Annotated in this window: 16 protein-coding genes; 8 read left to right on the top strand and 8 right to left on the bottom strand. The window is 66.8% G+C overall.

Going from position 1 to position 17921, the window contains the following annotated elements; translation table 11 throughout:
• Positions 1-45: 45 nt before the first annotated feature.
• Positions 46-435 carry a hypothetical protein gene (locus HLH27_RS10585; protein WP_182949995.1) on the bottom strand — a complete coding sequence of 130 codons (390 nt, stop codon included), beginning with the start codon at positions 433-435 and terminating at the stop codon, positions 46-48.
• A gap of 167 nt (positions 436-602) precedes the next feature.
• Between HLH27_RS10585 and HLH27_RS10580 the strand changes: the two genes are divergently transcribed.
• Complete coding sequence (locus HLH27_RS10580) at positions 603-1313, top strand: CBS domain-containing protein (RefSeq protein WP_182949994.1); 711 nt, start codon at positions 603-605, stop codon at positions 1311-1313.
• 129 nt (positions 1314-1442) lie between these two features.
• Here the strand turns inward: HLH27_RS10580 and HLH27_RS10575 are convergent, their stop codons facing one another.
• The 3 genes from HLH27_RS10575 to HLH27_RS10565 form a co-directional block, all read right to left on the bottom strand.
• Complete coding sequence (locus HLH27_RS10575) at positions 1443-3797, bottom strand: TonB-dependent receptor (RefSeq protein WP_182949993.1); 2355 nt, start codon at positions 3795-3797, stop codon at positions 1443-1445.
• A gap of 151 nt (positions 3798-3948) precedes the next feature.
• Positions 3949-4761, bottom strand: coding sequence for a phosphate/phosphite/phosphonate ABC transporter substrate-binding protein (locus HLH27_RS10570; protein WP_182949992.1), 813 nt, complete (start codon positions 4759-4761; stop codon positions 3949-3951).
• Positions 4758-5696 (bottom strand): fatty acid desaturase, encoded by a 939-nt coding sequence (locus HLH27_RS10565; protein WP_182949991.1) that lies wholly within the window; start codon positions 5694-5696, stop codon positions 4758-4760. Before HLH27_RS10565 ends, HLH27_RS10570 begins: the two co-directional genes overlap by 4 nt.
• Positions 5697-5799: 103 nt before the next feature.
• Between HLH27_RS10565 and HLH27_RS10560 the strand changes: the two genes are divergently transcribed.
• Complete coding sequence (locus HLH27_RS10560) at positions 5800-6639, top strand: helix-turn-helix domain-containing protein (protein WP_182949990.1); 840 nt, start codon at positions 5800-5802, stop codon at positions 6637-6639.
• Between the two features lie 26 nt (positions 6640-6665).
• A complete protein-coding gene (locus tag HLH27_RS10555) occupies positions 6666-7910 on the top strand; it encodes an MFS transporter (protein WP_182949989.1) in 1245 nt (414 codons plus the stop codon).
• A 120-nt stretch (positions 7911-8030) separates the two neighbouring features.
• Here HLH27_RS10555 and HLH27_RS10550 read toward each other — a convergent pair whose 3' ends face one another.
• Positions 8031-8402, bottom strand: a complete 372-nt coding sequence (locus HLH27_RS10550) for a winged helix-turn-helix transcriptional regulator (RefSeq protein ID WP_182949988.1) — start codon at positions 8400-8402, stop codon at positions 8031-8033.
• A 100-nt stretch (positions 8403-8502) separates the two neighbouring features.
• Between HLH27_RS10550 and HLH27_RS10545 the strand changes: the two genes are divergently transcribed.
• The 3 genes from HLH27_RS10545 (at position 8503) to HLH27_RS10535 (ending at position 13796) form a co-directional block, all read left to right on the top strand.
• Positions 8503-9624 carry an NADH:flavin oxidoreductase gene (locus HLH27_RS10545; protein ID WP_182949987.1) on the top strand — a complete coding sequence of 374 codons (1122 nt, stop codon included), beginning with the start codon at positions 8503-8505 and terminating at the stop codon, positions 9622-9624.
• A gap of 81 nt (positions 9625-9705) precedes the next feature.
• Positions 9706-10212, top strand: coding sequence for a DUF523 domain-containing protein (locus tag HLH27_RS10540; protein ID WP_182949986.1), 507 nt, complete (start codon positions 9706-9708; stop codon positions 10210-10212).
• 257 nt (positions 10213-10469) lie between these two features.
• The gene (locus tag HLH27_RS10535) at positions 10470-13796 is read left to right on the top strand and encodes a GH92 family glycosyl hydrolase (protein ID WP_182949985.1); all 3327 of its coding nucleotides are present in this window, start codon (positions 10470-10472) and stop codon (positions 13794-13796) included.
• A gap of 122 nt (positions 13797-13918) precedes the next feature.
• On the opposite strand, the gene HLH27_RS10530 is transcribed toward HLH27_RS10535, so the two are convergent.
• Positions 13919-14296: a PRC-barrel domain-containing protein gene (locus HLH27_RS10530; protein ID WP_182949984.1), complete on the bottom strand. Its 378-nt coding sequence runs from the start codon at positions 14294-14296 to the stop codon at positions 13919-13921.
• Between the two features lie 348 nt (positions 14297-14644).
• On the opposite strand from HLH27_RS10530, the gene HLH27_RS10525 reads away from it, so the two are divergent.
• Entirely contained in the window at positions 14645-15493 is an 849-nt protein-coding gene (locus tag HLH27_RS10525; RefSeq protein ID WP_182949983.1) for an aldo/keto reductase, read from the top strand.
• Between the two features lie 70 nt (positions 15494-15563).
• On the top strand, positions 15564-16040 hold the full coding sequence (locus HLH27_RS10520; RefSeq protein WP_182949982.1) for a cupin domain-containing protein: 477 nt from the start codon (positions 15564-15566) through the stop codon (positions 16038-16040).
• A 244-nt stretch (positions 16041-16284) separates the two neighbouring features.
• On the opposite strand, the gene HLH27_RS10515 is transcribed toward HLH27_RS10520, so the two are convergent.
• Both HLH27_RS10515 and HLH27_RS10510 read right to left on the bottom strand, forming a co-directional pair.
• Positions 16285-16449: a hypothetical protein gene (locus HLH27_RS10515; protein ID WP_182949981.1), complete on the bottom strand. Its 165-nt coding sequence runs from the start codon at positions 16447-16449 to the stop codon at positions 16285-16287.
• 240 nt (positions 16450-16689) lie between these two features.
• Positions 16690-17841: a PepSY domain-containing protein gene (locus tag HLH27_RS10510; RefSeq protein ID WP_182949980.1), complete on the bottom strand. Its 1152-nt coding sequence runs from the start codon at positions 17839-17841 to the stop codon at positions 16690-16692.
• Between the last annotated feature and the right edge of the window lie 80 nt (positions 17842-17921).

Raw genomic sequence — 17921 nt, 5'->3', positions numbered from 1 at the left:
ACGCGCGTCGGGTCGCTGCCAGCGCGCCTGTCCAGCCGGGCTCTGTCAGGTGGTTAATCTGGGGGGCCTTGGTCCGGGGGCGAAGGTGCGGCCGGCCAGCGGGGTGGCGCGCAGGGGTGGCATCGCGGCCGTGCGGCGCAGGGCGGGTGGGGCCTGGGCCGTCGGGGCGGGAAGCCACGCGGCGGTACAGTCGGTCTGCGTGCAGCAGGATTCGCCCGCATGGCCAGTGTGGTGGTGGCCGGGCGGGTGGCAGGAGACCTGGCTTTGGGGTGCGGTGGCGTCGCAGCCCATGGTCATGCCCGGCATCGCGGCCATGGTGGTCATGGCGGCACGGACCGGGGCCGCGTGGGACAGGGACGGGGGCAGGATCAGCCCGGCCAGCAGCAGCAGGCTGGCCAGCATCCGTCCCATCGCTGTCGACACGAACCGCTGCATTGTCTCCGTCCCGTTACCGGCGTGCATGGCCGCACCATCCACGGAACGCGGGGCCTCGTCCAGCCCTTTCCCCGCATGCGGGGTGGTGTTCACAAAATCAGGACCGCGATTGCGGCGCCGGGGGGGCGTGCCCACCATCGGTATGTCTCTAGCAAAGGCGATACGCCATGAAAGTCCGGGACATCATGACATCACCGGTGGTCTGCGTCGAACCGGCGCAGGGCATCTCCGAGGCGATCCAGCTGATGCTGGAGCGCAGAATCAGTGGATTGCCCGTTACCACCCCGCAGGGCGAACTGATCGGCATCGTGACCGAGGGCGACCTGTTGCGCCGGCACGAGCTGGGGTCGGTGGGGGCGCATTCCTGGCTGAAGGATCTGTTTCTCTCGCCTGGGCGGCGGGCCGAGGAATATGTGCATACCCATGGCCGCAAGGTCGCCAACGTCATGACCGACCAGCCGGTCACGATCGAGCCCGATGCGCGGCTGTCGGACGCCATCGACATGATGACCGTGCATCATGTACGGCGGCTGCCCGTGATCGAGAATGGGCGGGTGATCGGCATCCTCGCCCGGGCCGATGTGCTGCGGGCCCTGCTGCCCCTGGCATCGGAGCCGCCCGACGCCAGCGATGACGGGGCGATCCGCGAGGCGGTCGAGGCCGCGCTGGACCGGGCGCTGGGGACCGGGATGCGGGAGACGATGACCGTGGAGACCTATCGCGGGGCCGTCATCCTGAGCGGGGCCGTGACCGACGAGCGGCTGATACCGGCCGCGCAGGTGGCGGCGGAGAACACGCCGGGCGTGGTTTCCGTGACCAACCAGCTGATCGTCGTGGGGCCGTTCGTGGGGGCCAGCGTGCCGGCGCCGCCGTTCTAGTTTCTGTTCTTTTTTGAAAAAAAGAACCAAAAAACTTTGATTCGTTCGGGAGTTTTTTGCCGGGACAGGCGAGGCTCCTGAACGGATCAAAGTCTTTTTGCTTCTTCTTCGGAAGACAAAAGAAGGTTCCTAAAAGTTCGCGCTGATGGTGCCGAAGAACTGGCGCGGGGCGCCCATCAGGAAATAATTGTAGCCGGTGTCGACGAAATTGTTTCCCAGTTCGTTGGTGGTGGCGACGTATGTCTTGTTTGCCAGATTGTAGATATTGAAACTGGCTGTGACGCCCTTGAGGAATCCCACCGGTCCGAAATCGTAGCGGGCGCCGAAATTGGCCAGGAAATAGCCGGGGACGTGCAAATCGTTGGTGTAGGTCAGCTGGCGGCTGGAGAGGTAGCTGCCGTCGACATGCACGGCGAAGCGGCCGATGCTGTAGGTGATGTTTCCCTTGTACATGAACTGCGGATAATTGGGCACCAGCTTGCCGCGGATGGGCTGTACGATGCCGCCGCTGGTGACGTTCTGGTCGTAGGTGGAATGGGCGTAGGAAAAGGAATTGTAGATCGACAGCCCGTCGAGCGGGCGAATGGTCACGCTGGCTTCGGCGCCGTTGGTGGTGACGCCGCCGACATTCTGTACCGCCGTGATGGGGTTGATGCCGGCCTGGCTGGTGATGAGTTGCAGGCGGTTGGAGAAATTGATCCGGTAGAGCGAGGCCAGGGCGCTGATGAAGGGCGAGGTGAAGCGATAGCCGCCCTCGTACACCCAGTCGGTTTCGGGGCGGAGCGTGTTCTTGGTGTTCTGGAATGCGCTCTGCGAGGCGGTCCAGGGGGTTGCGGAGACGTTGGTGCCGTACCCGTCTTCGGGGAAGGCGCGCATGTTGTGCGACACGTCGAAGAACAGTTCGTTATGCGGCAAGAAACGCCAGTTGGCCGAGACCTGCGGCAGGAAGGCGTTCGAGGCCTCCAGCCGGCCCTGCGCGACCGGGCCGCCATTGATGGACGGGTCCTGCGTGGAGACATTGTTGCCTGCGTTCACGATCATGGATTTGAAGCCGGCATTGACCGTGAGCGTGTCGGTGATGCGATAGGTATCCTGCAGGTGGAAGACGAAAGTGTTCGACGAGAAGGCTTCCTGCCAGGGGTGGGCGAAGATCTTGTCGCCGGGGAAGCCGTTGGTGGGGTTGCCCAGCGTGCCCTGGCCGAGCAGGGGAGCTTCGGTAAAATAGCGGCCTTCGTTGAAATTTCCGTATTCGTACCAGACGCCGGCATTGATGGTGTTGCGGGCGATCGTGTAGCTCAGCGCCGTCTGGAAGCCGCCCCGGGCGACCTGGGGGGTCTGGACGCGCTGCGAGAACGGCGCGCCGTTGGGTGACGGCATGTAGGGGGTGGTCCAGGTGCTGTAGCCGGTATCGGCGTGGCCGTAGAGCGTGGTCTTCCAGTTGAGGCGGTCGGTCAGGTTTTCGTCCAGCGTCAGGCCGCCCAGGTAATCGACGCGGTTGGCGGTGCCGGCGTAATAGGCGGCGTCGAACGGGTCGTTGGTGGCCAGGAAGGACGCGGGATAGGTACCTTGCGCGGCCCTGTAGGCGGCCGTGTAGTCCGGATAGTAGTTTGCCAGCTTCGGCCCGACCGTGTGCAGGTAGTTGGTCGTCATGTCCTGGTAGTCGAATTGCTGCGTCGAGCTCCAGTCGAAGAAGAGTTTGAGCGAGGAGTGGCGGGCCAGCGGCTGGACGAGCTTGGCGTTGACCTGGTCGGAATAATCGTAGCCGCCGCCTTTCCACAGGTTCATGTCGGTGCGGGCGTAGGCGATGTAGAAGCGGGTGCCGGTCCTGTTGAGGTCGCCGCTTTCCAGCCGGACATAGGTGCGCTTGGCGGAATTGCTGCCGAAGGTCTGGCCGACCGTGCCGCCGCGCGTGTGGGACGGGTCGATGGAATGGATCTGGATCGCGCCGCCGAGATTGCTGGTGGAGGCGACGTCGATCGCCCCCGCGCCCTGCGAGACGTCCACGCCGCCGACATTGTCGGAGATGATCGAGCGGGTCACGCTGAGGCCGTTGTAATTGTTGAACTGCTGGTCGCCCAGCGGAATGTCGTCGAGCGTGAAGCCGAGCTGCGACTGGCTGAAGCCGCGCATGAAGATCTGGCTGGAATATTCATAGGCGCCGAACGGGTCGGCCGACTGGTACACCACGCCGGGAAGCTGGCTGAGGACCTTCAGCGGCGAGGTGCCGGGGACGCTCTGCTGCATCATGGCGCGGGTGATGCTGGTCATCTGCCGGGTGGAACCGTGGCCGAAGACGGCGATTTCCTCGTTTTTGACCGGCGGGGGAGACGTTTTGGCGGCGGGCTTCCGCGCGTGCGCCGGGTGGTGGGTCGCGGCCTGGGTGGGCGTGTCGGCAGCGCGCGCGGCATGGTTCGGCAGGAGGACCGGGAACAGGATGGCGCCGCCCAGGACCGTCGAACGTGCAAGAGTCTGTCGTGTCGTCATGAGTCTGTGTCTCTTTGGAGGAAGATCGTGAGGTCCGCTTGGGCGGTGGAACGCGCGACGGCGGGGCGGCGATGCGGGCGTGGCCGGTCGAAAGCCCATCGTGCCCCGGAAGTGTCACGCAAACAGCACAGCTTCGGTCGCGTGGAAACGGTCAGGAGGTGGAGGGTTGCCGACATCGCGCGGCGTCGGCGATGGCGTGCCGCATGCCCTGGGGCAGGTGCGCCGAGCAGATGAAGGGCAGGCCGGTGGCGGGGCTGGTCCAGCCGGTGACGCGCAGCCGGGCCGTCAGGGACGGGTGATGGCGGCGGGCCAGGGCCCAGCTTCGGCAGTCGATTGCCGCCAGGTCGGCCTCGCCTGCCGCCAGCCGGTGCAGGGAGGCCAGGTGGCTGCCGGTCTGGATCGTGCTGGAGAAGAGGGCCATGGAATCCCCCCTCGCCCGCAGGTCGCGCTCCAGCGCCAGGTAGCCGGAGCGGGAGTCCGGTGCGTTGAAGGCGAAGCGTCGGCCGGCCAGCGGTGGCAGGCGGGGGACGCCGCTGGGGTCGGGCGGGACGTCGGGTTCCTCGCCCCTGTGGCGGGGGGCGACGAGTGCGCTGCGGTAGAGGGGGCCGTTGCCGCCGGTCAGCCCGTCATAGCTGTTCTGGCCGACGACGTGGACGAAGGGTTTCAGGCCCCGGTCGAGCGGGCCCCAGCAGGTTTCGCCCCACAGCAGGGCCGGGTGGCGCCAGAGGGTGTGCAGGTCGAGCGCGTCGGGCGGCAATGTTGCCGGGTCGGGCGCGATGAGGGTGCCGGCCGTGTCGCGGATTCCGCCGGGGATGGGCGGGAGGTCGGCGTTGCGGCGGGCCAGTGTTTGCGGCGCGGGAATGCCGCGTTGGCGCAGCGCGTCGCGCAATTGGCGCCAGGTGGCGTCGACGGCGGTGCGTTCCTCCGGCGGGTCGTACATCGGCATGGCGGCGATGAAGTTCATGGCCGGGAGCCGGCCGGAGGGTGCAGCAGGGGTTCCTTGGGGCGGAGGAAATGGCGGCGGATAATCGTGCGGTAGCCGCGATAGACGTAGCCGCGATTGCGGGCCTGCCAGGTTTCGCGGTCCTGCGCGTAGAGGCGGGGCATGCGGAACCAGGGTTCGGCGGGGCGGGCGTGATGGACGACGTGCAGGTTGTTGTAGAGGAACAGCAGGGACAGCCATGAGCCTTCCACGATGATGGTGCGGCCGTCGGGCGCGTCGTGCCACTGGTGCTCGCAATACGAGCGCAGGCCGATCAGCGCGTTGCCGGCATAGGCGGGGCCCAGCGCGTACAGCCAGAAGGGCATGTGGAAGCCGCGCGTGACGATGGCGGCGACGGCGAGGACCGACAGGGCGTGGATGGCCCAGGCCGCGCCGATCGTACCGTCCCCTGCCCCGATGCGGCGCAGATCGTGAACGAAGAAGCGCAGGCTGCCCACCAGCGGGCCCAGCAGCAGGCGGCCCAGCACCGTGTTGTTCGCGGTGAGCAGCAGGCGGCGGGCGCGGCCCAGGCGGGACCAGGCTTCGCGGTCCCAGTAATAGCTTTCCGGGTCGCCGTGGGGGTCGGTCAGCGTTTCGTCGCGGTGATGGCGCAGATGGGTCGTGCGGTAGCGGCGATAGGGGTAGGCCAGGCCCAGCGGCAGGCCGACCAGCAGTTCGTTGCACAGGGCGGACGGGGTGGGGTGGCCGTGAATGGCCTCGTGCTGAAGGGAGGAATGGAAGGCCACCGCCACGGCCATGCCCGCCAGCGCCGGCAGCGGGTGGGCGGGATAGAGCAGGCCACCGAGCAGGAACCAGGCCGCGTAGCAGAGCAGGATGGCCGCCCATGTGGGCCATTCCGCCGCTGCCTGTGCGATAAAACCACTATTTCTTGTCGTTTTATATGAAACGTCACTCATAAATATCATTAGTAATCGTCAAAACGACCTTTTCAATGTGTATGTTGTAAAATATGTTCACTTTTGTCACGCATATCACTATTGACGATGTGAATAATCCGCCATGAGCAAGCGCCTGATATCGCAGATCTTTCAGCAGCGCGTGCTCGCGCTGATCCAGGCGTCGTCGCGCAGCCGCTCGGCCTTTGCCGAGGAGATCGGGATCGACCGGTCGGCGCTGAGCCAGTTGCTGGCCGAGGATGCGGTGCGCCTGCCGCGGGCCGACACGCTGGTGCGGATCGCCCGGCGCTACAACGTGTCGGTGGACTGGCTGCTGGGGCTGGCGGAGCGGGCCGACGCGACCGGGGGGCGGACGACGGAAGTGGCGGACAACCCGGATTACTACAATATTCCGCTTCTGACCCGGTGGCATACCGAGGCGGAGGGGATGAAGATCCGCTATGTGCCCTATCGCCTGCCGGATATCCTGCGTATGTCCGAGATCGTGGCGTGGGAGCTGGGGCCGGACCATGACGACCCCGAGGCGATCGAGACCATCGTCGGCAACCTGAACTACAACCGGGGGCCGGGCACGGACATGGAGATCTGCCTGGCGACCCAGACGGTCACGAGCCTGATCGACGGGGTCTTTCCGTGGGACGGGCTGCCGGTTTCGGTGCGCCGGGCCCAGATCGAACATATGGCGGAGCGGGTGGAGGCGCTGTATCCGTCGTTGCGCATCTTCCTGTTCGACGGGCGCCGGCACCATACGGTGCCCTATACGATCTTCGGCACGCAGCGGGCGGCGATCTATGCCGGGAGCCAGTATATCGTCTTCAACGACCAGGCGACCATCCTGCGGATGCAGCGCCATTTCGACAGTCTGATCCGCCAGTCCGTCACCCAGCCCCACGATGTTTCCCGCTGGTTGCGGCAGGCGGCCACGGCGATAGGAAACCGTTAGGGTTTATCGAGGATCTTATACCCCGCATGCAGTCTTCCGACCGGCGCGCACGGCAGCGCATCACGCTTCTTCTGCTGGTTGGTGCCGGCTGCATCAATTATGTCGATCGGGCGACGCTGGCCGTGGGCAATACCGCGATCATGGCGGAGATGCACCTGTCCTATGCCACCATGGGCTGGCTGCTGTCCGCGCTGGACTGGAGCTACATGATCAGCCAGGTGCCGATGGGCCTGCTGGCGGACCGGCTGGGGGGACGGGCGTTTCTGGGCGGCGCGCTGCTGCTGTGTGCCTGCGCCGAAATCGGTTTTGGACTTGTCGGCGGCGCGACGAGCATTTTCTGGACCCGGGCGCTGCTGGGGATGGGGGAGGCGCCGCTGTTCCTGGCCGGGACGCGGGTGCTGGTGCACTGGTATTCGGCGGAAGAACGGGGTGGGGCGATCGGGCTGTTCAACGGCTCGGCCTCGCTGGGGCCGGCGCTGGGGCCGCCGCTGCTGCTGGCGGTGATGGCGTGGTGGGGCTGGCGCGACATGTCGGTGGTGGGCGGGTTGGTCAACCTGCTGCTGGCCGTTGGGTGGATCGTGTATTACCGCGATCCGCTGCCGGGCGAGTCCGCGGCCGAGCCGGCGCGGGTGCATCATGACAAGGCGCCTGTCCGCTCCGCTTTGCGGGACGATCTGGGGTATCTGCTGGGGCGGCGCGATACGTGGGCGGCGACGGCGGGGTTTACCGGGGTCGTCTATCTGAGCTCGCTTTATATCACCTGGCTGCCGGCCTGGCTGGAGAAAACGGAGAGCCTGTCGGAGATCCAGGCCGGGCTGCTTTCGGCTTTTCCGCAGATCTTCAGTTTTGCCGGGTGCCTGGGCGGGGGAAAGCTGGTCGACATGGTCAGCCGGCGCGGGGTGGCGCCGCTGGCGGCATGCCGGCGGACCGTCGTGCTGTCCATGCTGGCCTGTGCGGTGCTGACCGCCCTGCTGGCCGTGCAGCCGGGGCGGGCGGCGGCGCTGACGCTGCTGGCGCTGGCGCTGTTTGCCAACGGGGTGGCGGTGAGCTGCGGCTGGACGCTGGGCACGCTGATCACCACCGAGGACCGGGTGGCGACGCTGGAGGCGATCCAGAATACCGGGGCCTCGCTGGGGGGTGCGCTGGCGCCCATCCTGACCGGAATCCTGGCCACGCGGTCCGGGTCGTTCGCCCCCGCCTTTCTGCTGGCCGGGGGGATCGGGCTGCTGAGCACCGCGATCTATCACCGGGGCTTCGCCACACGCCGCTGACAACCGAGCGGTTTCCAAAGGCGCCGCCTTTGGCGGGGCGCGGGGCAGAGCCCCGCAGCACGCGAAGGACAACAGACCGGAAGTCTTTTTGCTTCTTTTCGGAAGACAAAAGAAGGTTCTTCATTTCCCGTTTCGCCGGTCGAAGGCTTCCCGTGCCCGCTCCACTTCCGGCAGGTTGATGTATGTCCAGCCGTACAGGGCTTTCAGCGGTTGCTGGAGCGTGCGGCCCAGGGGCGTGATTTCGTATTCTACGGCCACGGGGGAGGTTGTGATGACGCGGCGGGCGACCAGGCCGTTGCGTTCCAGCCGGCGCAGGCACTGGGTCAGGGCCTTCTGGGTCACGCCCTCCAGCAGGCGGCGGATGGCGTTGAAGCGCAGGGGGGCGGGGTGGAGGACCGCCAGCACCATCATCGACCATTTGTCCGCGATCTGGTCGAACAGCACGCGGCTGGGGCAGTCGCCGGCGAAGCGTTGGGGGTCGCATTGCGTCATGGGTGGTTTCCCTGCGTATACCTGGGCGACTTCAGGTGCCTTATTGACGCCAGGTCTACGGTGTATACCGTCCGGCGCCAGTTCACAACGGAGCCTGTCGATGTCCGATATCGCAAACAGCGTGCTTTTTCGCCCCTTCCAGCTCAAGGGGCTCGACCTCCGGAACCGGATCGTCATGGCGCCCATGACCCGGATGTTCGCGCCCGATGGCGTGCCCGGGGAGGCCAATGCCGCCTATTATCGCCGCCGCGCGGCGGCCGAGGTGGGGCTGATCCTGTCGGAAGGGACGGTGATCGACCGGCCGACCGCGCGCAACGAGGCCACGATCCCGTTCTTTCACGGCGAGGCGGCGCTTGCGGGGTGGAAGCAGGTGATCGATTCCGTGCATGCCGCCGGGGGGCGCATGGGGCCGCAGATCTGGCACACCGGGTCCCTGCCCGGCATGACCGGCTGGCAGCCCGAGACCCCGGTCGAAAGCCCATCGGGCCTGGTGGCCCCCGGTGCGCCGCGTGGCGAGGCGATGAGCGAGGAGGCGATTGCCGACACGGTGGCGGCGTTCGCGAAGGCCGCCGTGGCGGCCCGGGCGCTGGGCTTCGATACGCTGGAGTTGCATGGGGCGCATGGGTATCTGATCGACCAGTTCTTCTGGTCCGGCACCAATGGGCGGACCGATCGCTATGGCGGGGCCAGCATCCGCGAGCGCGCGCGCTTTGCCGGCGAGGTGGTCGCGGCGGTGCGGCGGGCGGTGGGGGACGATTTTCCCATCATCCTGCGCGTCAGCCAGTGGAAGCAGCAGGATTTCGCGGTGCGGCTGGCGGAGACGCCCGCGCTGATGGAAGACTGGCTGGTGCCGCTGGTCGAGGCCGGGGTGGACATTCTGCATTGTTCGCAGCGGCGGTTCTGGGAGCCGGAATTTCCGGAGATCGATGGCGAGAACGGGCTGAATTTCGCCGGGTGGGCGAAGAAGCTGACCGGGGCCGCGACCATCAGCGTGGGCTCGGTGGGGCTGTCGAGCGATTTCGTCTCGGCCTTCCAGCGGGGGGAAGGCGCGGAGGCGACCGGGATCGAGCCGCTGATCGCGCGGATGGAGCGCGGCGAGTTCGACCTGATCGCGGTCGGGCGCGCGCTGCTGAGCGATGCCGACTGGGTGGTGAAGGTGAAGGCGGGCAGGCAGGACACGCTGAAGGGCTTCGACCGCGCGGCGCTGGCCGAGCTGGTCTGACGCCCTGTGCTGCGCGCGGCGGCGTGGAAACATGCCGGCGCGCGGGGCGCGATCGGGAACGGGCGGGATCGGGCGGCTTCCATGGTATGGGGGGCCATGGAAAACGCGAAGATCCTGATCAGTGCCTGCCTGCTGGGCCAGCCCGTGCGCTATGACGGGGGTGCCCGCCCTGCCCTGCACCCGGCCCTGGACCGGTGGCGGGAGCAAGGCCGGCTGGTCGTGGTCTGCCCCGAGCTTGCCGCCGGTTTCGGGGTGCCGCGTCCGCCGGCGGAAATCGCCGAAGGCCAGTCCGGCCCGGCGGTGCTGGCGGGGACGGCCCGGGTGATCGAGGCCGGGGGTGGCGATGTGTCCGCCCCCTATGTCGCCGGGGCCGAGGCCGCGCTGGCCCTGGCGCGGGCGCATGGGTGCGCGTTCGCGATCCTGACCGATGGCAGCCCCTCCTGTGGCAGCGCCTTCATTTACGATGGCAGTTTCGGGGGGCGGCGGCATGCGGGCATGGGCGTGACGGCGGCGCTGCTGCGGGCCCATGGCGTGGAGGTTTTTGCGGAAAGCGGGATCGACGCGCTGGTGGTGCGCCTTGGGGCGTGAAGGAAGGCCAGGGCGCTGCCCTGGACCCGCCAAAGGGCAGTCGCCCTTTGGAAACCCGTTCGTTATCAAATGATTGGGGTGCAGGGCTTCAAGCCCTGCCGGGTCCGGGCAGAGCCCGGATTCCTGCCGACTGTTTGAAAAAAACACGCGAAGCCGTGCCGAGGGGCAATGCCTCCGGCGCGCGCGCATGGCGCTGGTTGCCAAACCGGTATGGCCTGATTAGTGCTCGTGCGATCCCATTCGCAGGATAGTCGAGAATGAAACGCCATTTTGGGGCGGGGTGTGCCGCGCTGATCGCTCTTTCTTCCGCGTTCGGCGGGGTTTCGGCCGCGTGGGGGGCGCCGGGGTTTTCCGAGCGGTTCGATGGTGCGGATGGTTTCCCTGCCCGGTCGGGCGCGGGATGGACGGCTGCGCTGGTGCCCGGGCCGGGGCGGGACGAGGTGGTGACCGCACGGGCCGGGAGCGGTTTTACGGGCCTGCATGCGATGCGGTTCGATGCGCATGGGGAGGCGGTGCGGGCGGTGGTGGAGACCGTGCCGGCTGCCGGGCCGGTGACGGTCGGGCCGGAGAGCGTGCTGCGCTACATGATCTTTCCCGTCGACGATCCGCTGTCGCTGGAGGACCCGGCGACGGGGACGGCGCTGGATGTGGTCTTCGCGGATGGGACGCGGGCGTCGGTGCTGGGGGCGCGCGATAGCGCGGGGGCGCCCCTGACCCCGCAGGGACAGGCGCGGGGGCTGTATCCGAACCAGTGGAACGACGTCGAAGTGCCGCTGGGGGCCATTGCGCCGCACAAGCGGGTTGCGGCGATCGAAGTGCAGGCGGGGCGGCCCGGTGGGGCGGCGTATCATGTGTATTTCGACGATATTTCCATCGGGGATGCGGCCGGCATGGCGGGAGCCACGCCGGCGGACCTGGTGGATACGCGGCGGGGGAGCAATGCGAACGGGCGCTATTCGCGCGGCAATAATTTCCCTGCCGTTGCGGTGCCGCATGGATTCAATTTCTGGACGCCGGTGACGCGCGGGGATTCCAACTGGCTTTATCAGTACCAGGAGCGGAACGACGCGGAGAACAGGCCGCGGCTTGAGGCGATCTCGCTGAGTCATGAGCCCAGCCCGTGGATGGGGGACCGGCAGACCTTCCAGGTCATGCCCGTGCCGGGGGGCGCGCCGCCGGCCGCCGACCGGGCGGCGCGGTCGGCATCGTTCGATCATGCGCATGAGCAGGCCCTGCCCTATCGCTATCGTGTCGCGCTGGATAACGGGATTGTCGCGGAGGTGGCGCCGACGGACCATGCGGCGATCATGCGTTTTGCCTATCCGGGCGATGGGGGGCAGATCGCGTTCGACAATCTCAATGACCATGGCCACGTCGCGATCGCGCCGGACGGGCTGAGTGCCGATGGCTATACGGATGTGGCCAGTGGCCTGTCGACCGGGGCGACGCGCATGTTCGTGCATATCGTCTTCGACCGGCCTGCCCGGGCGCAGGGGCGCATGAGCGGGCAGAAGCGCGACGATGTGCAGGCGTGGGCGGCGTTCGATACCGCCGGTGGTCGGCCGGTGACGGTGCGGATTGCGACGTCGCTGATCGGCATCGCGCAGGCGCGACGCAACATGGCGATGGAATTGCCGGCGACGATGGATTTCGACGCCGTGGCGCAGGCGGCGAAGGCCCAGTGGAACGACCGGCTGGGACGGGTGGCGATTCCCGGTGCGCCCCTGGACGAGCGAAAGACGCTGTACGGGAATCTTTACCGCCTGTATCTCTATCCGAACGAAGCGCATGAAAATGCGGGGAGCGTGCGGGAGCCGTCCCTGGTGCATGCCAGCCCGTTCGTGCCGGCGGCCGGGCCAGACAGCGACACGCAGACCGGTGCGCGGATCGTGCCGGGGACGCTGTATGTGAATAACGGGTTCTGGGACACGTATCGTACGGCGTGGCCGGCCTATGCGCTGCTGACCGGTGGCGAGGCGGGGACGCTGATCGACGGGTTCGTGCAGCAATATCGCGAGGGCGGGTGGATCGCGCGCTGGTCTTCGCCGGGCTATGCGGACCTGATGACGGGGACGAGCGCCGATGTCGCGTTTGCCGATGCCTGGGGCAAGGGTGTGCGCAATTTCGATGTCTCCGGTTTTTATCGGGCGGCATTGAAGGATGCGACCGTGGTGCCGGACGACCCCGGGGTGGGGCGCAAGGGATTGGCGCGTGCCATCTTCCGTGGCTACACCGACACCGATACGGAAGAGGCGCTTTCGTGGTCCAGTGCCTCCACGCTGAATGATTTCGCGATCGGGGTGATGGCGGACAAGCTGGCGGGGGCGGCCCGGGCGGGGTCGCCGGAGCGGGCGGACCTGGAGGCCGAGGCCTGGTACCTGAAGAATCGGGCGCTGAACTATGTCGATCTGTTCGACCGGTCGGTGGGGTTCTTTGTCGGGCGGCGGCCGGACGGGGCGTGGCGGGTCGGGGCGGAAGGGTTCGACCCGCTGGCCTGGGGCGGCGATTATACGGAGACGAATGCGTGGACGATGGCGTTCGACCCGGTGCAGGACGGCCAGGGGCTGGGCAATCTGTATGGCGGGCGGGCGGGGCTGGCGCGCAAGCTGGACGCCTATTTCGCGACGCCGGGCGTGTACCATGTCGGCGCGTATGACGGCGTGATCCATGAGATGCGCGAGATGCACGATGTGCGCATGGGGCAATACAGCCACAGCAACCAGCCTGCCCATCATATCCTCTATCTGTACGATGTCGCCGGGCAGCCGTGGAAGGCGCAGGACAAGATCCGCGACGCAATGGACCGGCTGTATCGCGGGAGCGCCATCGGGCAGGGGTATCCCGGCGACGAGGATAATGGCGAGATGTCGGCCTGGTGGATTTTCAGTGCCGCCGGGTTTTATCCTTTGCGGGTCGGCACGCCGACCTATGCGATCGGGGCGCCGCGTTTCGAGACCATGCGGCTGGCATTCGACAATGGGCATACCCTGGCCATCGAGGCGCCGGGGGTGAGCGACCGGATGCGGTTTATCCAGTCCGTCACGCTGAACGGCAGGCCGCTGACGCGGTGGTGGCTGACCCATGACGAGATTACGGCCGGCGGGACGCTGCATTTCACGATGGGCGCCCGCCCCTCTGCCTGGGGGACGGGGGTGGAGGCCGCCCTGCCCTCGCTGACCCGTGGGGATGCCATGCCCGAGCCGGCCAGGGACCTGATCGACGGGGCGAAGGTGCGGACGGAGGGGCCGGCCGCGCTGTTCGACAATGATGCGATGACCGGTGCGCCGGTGCCGAGCGACGGAGTGAAGGTGACGCTGCCGGCGGCCGCGACCGTGCTGGCCTATACGGTGACGTCGGGCGCCGACGCGGGGGAAGCCGCGCAGGGATGGGAGCTGGCCGCGTCGGACGATGGTGTGAACTGGGGGGTGATCGACCGGCGGGATGGGCAGCATTTCGCGTGGAAGCGGCAGACGCGGCCGTTCCTGATCGCCGCGCCGCGCCCGCATCGTTTCTATCGCTGGCGGCCCGTGGGGGCGCGGCCGGCGATTGTGGGCGAGTTGGAGCTGCTGGGGCGTTCCGGGTGATGGGCCCGGTGGGGCGCCGGTTCGTGCGTGCTGTCTGGTCCTGCGGTTTTTTTGACGCAGGAACAGCATCGCGGCGTGGCAGGGGGTGCCACGCCGCGATGCGTCTGAGGCCCGGGAGGGTTTTAACGCCCGAGGGTCCCTTCGTAATATTCGTCGATCCGATGACCGTAGAGCTGGTCGCTCCAGTTCGGCATGGTGTCCGACGTGTAGCTGGGCGCCCCCTTCAGCTGGTCCGGGGTCAGGTCGACGACATAGCCCTGACGATTGACGTCGTAGGTCAGGGCCCGCCACGGGAGCGGGTGGTAGCTGTTGCCCATGCCGAGAAAGCCGCCGAAGCTCATGACCGCATAGGCGACGTGGCCGGTCTGTTTATCGACCATGAAATGGCTGATCGTTCCCAGCTTTTCATCGGCCGGGGAATAGACCGCCGTGCCTTCGACCTTGTCGGAGGCGATGAGTTCGTGCGTCTCGTCGAGTCTCTCGATTGTGGTGTCCGCCATGATGGCCTCCTGTTGCTTGGACCACGATGGGTTAGGTCGGCACGATCGGCCGCCGGGCAAGGGGGGGATGGATTTTTTTGCACACGATCTCTTGAGGCGGCGCGGACGGGTGGGTTGAAAACGGAAAAATGCTGCTTTCGCCGTGAAATGTGGCAACGCAGGCGGGGCGTTCCGGCGGGTTTGGGGGGTGGTGGAACCCGGTTCCCCGGGCGGCGTTGAGTCGGCGGTGGGCCTGCGGGAGCGCCGTGAGGCGGCGACCGGGCCCTTCTGGCTGTTTTGCGATATTTTCTGCCTTGCCAAGGAAGGATATTGTTTTCCTTGTGGGTTCGGCATGAAGAGAGAGGGAAGATGAGCGGCACCGATGCGCCTGCGTCCCGGCCTGGGGAGGTTCTCCAGCCGCGTATTCGGCTGGATGACGGTACCATCATGCCGCAACTGGGTCTGGGCGTGTGGCGGACGCCGGCCGGGGAGACGGCGGACATCGTGCGCCATGCGGTCGCGGCGGGGTATCTGGCCGTGGATACTGCTGCGATCTATGGAAACGAGGAGGGTGTGGGGGACGGCCTGTCGGATCGGCCCGATATCCATGTCACGACCAAGCTGTGGAACGACGACCAGGGATATGACGCGACGCTGCGGGCGTGCGATGCCAGCCTGCGCAAGCTGCGCCGCGAGACGCTCGATCTGTACCTGATCCACTGGCCGAAGCCGGCGATGGGGCGGTTTGTCGAGACCTGGAAGGCGATGGTGGCCCTGCGTCAGGATGGGCGGGTCAAATCGATCGGGGTTTCGAATTTCCGCGCCGAGGATCTGGATCGCATCATCGGGGAGACCGGGGTGGTGCCGGCTGTGAACCAGATCGAGCTGCACCCGTATTTTCAGCAGCATGCGCTGCGTGCCTATAACGAAAAGCACGGGATCAGGACGGAATCGTGGAGCCCGCTGGGCCAGGGACAGGTGCTGGCCGATCCGGCGATCGGGGAGATTGCCCGGAAGCATGGCAAGACGCCGGCGCAGGTGATTATCCGCTGGCACCTCGACAGCGGGTTGATCGTCATTCCCAAGTCGGCCACGCCGAAGCGGATCGACGAGAATATCGCGGTGTTCGATTTTGCGCTGGAGGCGGAGGATATGCGGCGGATCGCCGGGCTGGACCGGCCGGACGGGCGGATCGGGCCGGACCCGGCGGCGTTTTGAGGGGCGATTGCCGCAATCGGCCGGGTGGGCAGGGTTTTTTCATGGGCTTCTGAACCGAAGGACGCACGAAATGTCGAGACGTACCCTGCTTGCCCTGTCGATTGCGGCCGGCCTGGCCGGCGTGGCCCCGGCTGCGCGGGCCGACGATGCGGCGGTCATTTATACGCCGGCGGAGATCCATTGGGTGGCGGCGCCGGCGGATTTTCCCAAAGGTGTCGAGATTGCCTATGTCTATGGGAAGGTGGACCGTCCGGGCCCGTTCGTCATCCGGGTGAGGATGCCGGCGCATGCGCAGATTGCGCCGCATACCCATAATATGGACGAGACGCTGACCGTTCTTTCCGGGCATTTTACCCATTTTGTGGGTGACAGTTTTGCCGATGCGCAGAAAAACGAACTGGGAGCCGGGGGATTTGTCCATCTGCCGAAGGATACGCCGCATGCCCTGCGGACGGCGAATGGGCCGGTCGTCATGGAAATCTCGGGCGTGGGGCCATTCGGCATGACCTACGTCAACCCGGCGGACGATCCGTCGAAGGCCAGATGAGAGCGGCGTATCAGAAGCATATGCCCAGGGTGCAGCCGGTGGAGACCGGGGTATAATGGCCGTATATATAGTAGATTGCGGCGGAAATGATGAAAACGGCTGAGACCAGCGTGATGAGTTCCGGTTTTTTCACGCCTTTGTCTCCGTCTTTTGTCCGTGGGGTCGAGGGGCCCTTCTTGTTATAACATACCGGATGGCGGGGGGAAACGGGGCGGCGGTGGGTAGGGATTTTGCCGGCGTGCGGTTAGCGCGTGGGGGTGGCCTTGAGCGTCTTGTAGAGGAATATGGAGATATTCAGGGCCGACCAGATGGTGATCGCGACCAGGCTGGCTTCGTAATTGATCTTGTGATTGTTGACGACGAAGGAAAATGTGAGGCCGACCAGTGAGAAAACGGCAATTCTTATCAAGACATTTTTAAATGTCCATTGCATTTCCGGGCCTCTCGTGACTGTGGATGCTGCGTCGATAGAGAATGGACTCTCCGGGCATCGTTCGGGGTCATGAGCTTGTCACCGGGAAAAGACCGGAGCAAGCCTTGGGAGGTGGGGCCACGAAAGAGGCGCAAGGCCGGCTGCCGTCATCCAACGACTGGTTTCCAAAGGCGACTGCCTTTGGCGGGGTGCGGGGCAGCGCCCCGCCGCTTCCCGCTAGACGGTACGGGACGGTTCCGGGACCGCGGCCACGCGGGCCTTGCGGGTGGCGGCGCCGCGGCGGCGGAGGAGCCACATGATACCGCCGGAGATGGAGAAGAAGAACAGGGCGGCGCCGGCGATGCCGACGGCGGTGCGCCACAGGCCGGCGATGACGGAGGGGCCGGCCAGTTTGGCCTCGTGCAGTGTGTGGAGCCACATGAAGGTCAGTTCGCCCGTGCGCTGTTTGGCCGGGTCGCGGGTGAGGCTGACCGTTTCGGCGTCGGTGTCGTAGCGCACCGTGGCCGGGCGGTTGGGGCCGTAGGCGGGGAGGATGACGGTGAAGGATTGCTCGGCCGGGCGGGTACCGAGGCGGGCGGAGGTGAGGACCGCGTCGGGCATCTGGGTGTGGAGCGCGGCCAGGGCGGTGTCCAGCCCCTGCTCGCCCGGGATGGCGGGGGCGTGGTCGGCATGGTGGGCGCGGCCGTGGGCCGGGCGGTCGCCACCCTGGACGCCGAATAGCGGGCGGGCGAAGGGGAAGGCCAGGACCGTGCCGCTGAGGGCCAGGAACAGCAGGATCCCCAAGGTCCAGAAGCCCAGGCTGATATGGGTTTCGCGCCACAGGCGGTAGCCGCGCGCCCTGGGCGAGACCATGATCGTGCGCCGCCATTTGCCCGAGGCCCACAGGGCCGGGTGGGGCCACCACAGGATCAGCCCGGTGACGGCCATGACGCTGAGCAGCACACCCATGACGCCGGTTGCGTTCTGGCCGTAGGGCAGCAGCAGCAGGTCGGCGTGCAGATTGTGCAGCACGCGCAGCAGGTGCGGCACGACATGCGTGTGCAGGACCGTGGCGTGGGTGGGGTCGACCATCACCTCGAATTCCGGGTGGCGCTCGCCGGCCGGGCCGAAGGCGACGACCGCGCTGTCGCCCGGCCAGCGCGCGGGATCGAAGCGCAGGGGGAGCGTGCCGGCGGGGGCCACGGCGCGCGCGGCGGCGACCATGGCCTCGGCCCCCATCGCGGGGCCGGTTGCGGGCCCGGTTGGCGGGACGGCGGGGCGGCCCCCCAGCACCAGCGGCAGAACGACCAGCAGCAGCCCGGTCAGGCCCTGCAACGCGAACGGCAGAATCAGGGCCAGCCCGATCCAGCGATGAATTTTCCGAAGCACGCGCCACCACGATAATAAGAATTATTCGCACATTACCGAACAGGCAACGTTTGCGCAAGATGGGCGGGCAAGCGCGGGCC

It is taken from the genome of Gluconacetobacter takamatsuzukensis, from assembly GCF_014174275.1.
GTDB lineage: Bacteria > Pseudomonadota > Alphaproteobacteria > Acetobacterales > Acetobacteraceae > Gluconacetobacter > Gluconacetobacter takamatsuzukensis.
The sequence above is the reverse complement of the archived record's forward strand: the minus strand, read 5'-3'. Positions and strand labels throughout refer to the sequence as shown.

Coding starts and splice junctions, on each gene's coding strand:
- HLH27_RS10585 (WP_182949995.1), bottom strand. CDS start 435: ATGCAGCGGTTCGTGTCGACAGCGATGGGACGGATGCTGGCCAGCCTG.
- HLH27_RS10580 (WP_182949994.1), top strand. CDS start 603: ATGAAAGTCCGGGACATCATGACATCACCGGTGGTCTGCGTCGAACCG.
- HLH27_RS10575 (WP_182949993.1), bottom strand. CDS start 3,797: ATGACGACACGACAGACTCTTGCACGTTCGACGGTCCTGGGCGGCGCC.
- HLH27_RS10570 (WP_182949992.1), bottom strand. CDS start 4,761: ATGAACTTCATCGCCGCCATGCCGATGTACGACCCGCCGGAGGAACGC.
- HLH27_RS10565 (WP_182949991.1), bottom strand. CDS start 5,696: ATGAGTGACGTTTCATATAAAACGACAAGAAATAGTGGTTTTATCGCA.
- HLH27_RS10560 (WP_182949990.1), top strand. CDS start 5,800: ATGAGCAAGCGCCTGATATCGCAGATCTTTCAGCAGCGCGTGCTCGCG.
- HLH27_RS10555 (WP_182949989.1), top strand. CDS start 6,666: ATGCAGTCTTCCGACCGGCGCGCACGGCAGCGCATCACGCTTCTTCTG.
- HLH27_RS10550 (WP_182949988.1), bottom strand. CDS start 8,402: ATGACGCAATGCGACCCCCAACGCTTCGCCGGCGACTGCCCCAGCCGC.
- HLH27_RS10545 (WP_182949987.1), top strand. CDS start 8,503: ATGTCCGATATCGCAAACAGCGTGCTTTTTCGCCCCTTCCAGCTCAAG.
- HLH27_RS10540 (WP_182949986.1), top strand. CDS start 9,706: ATGGTATGGGGGGCCATGGAAAACGCGAAGATCCTGATCAGTGCCTGC.
- HLH27_RS10535 (WP_182949985.1), top strand. CDS start 10,470: ATGAAACGCCATTTTGGGGCGGGGTGTGCCGCGCTGATCGCTCTTTCT.
- HLH27_RS10530 (WP_182949984.1), bottom strand. CDS start 14,296: ATGGCGGACACCACAATCGAGAGACTCGACGAGACGCACGAACTCATC.
- HLH27_RS10525 (WP_182949983.1), top strand. CDS start 14,645: ATGAGCGGCACCGATGCGCCTGCGTCCCGGCCTGGGGAGGTTCTCCAG.
- HLH27_RS10520 (WP_182949982.1), top strand. CDS start 15,564: ATGTCGAGACGTACCCTGCTTGCCCTGTCGATTGCGGCCGGCCTGGCC.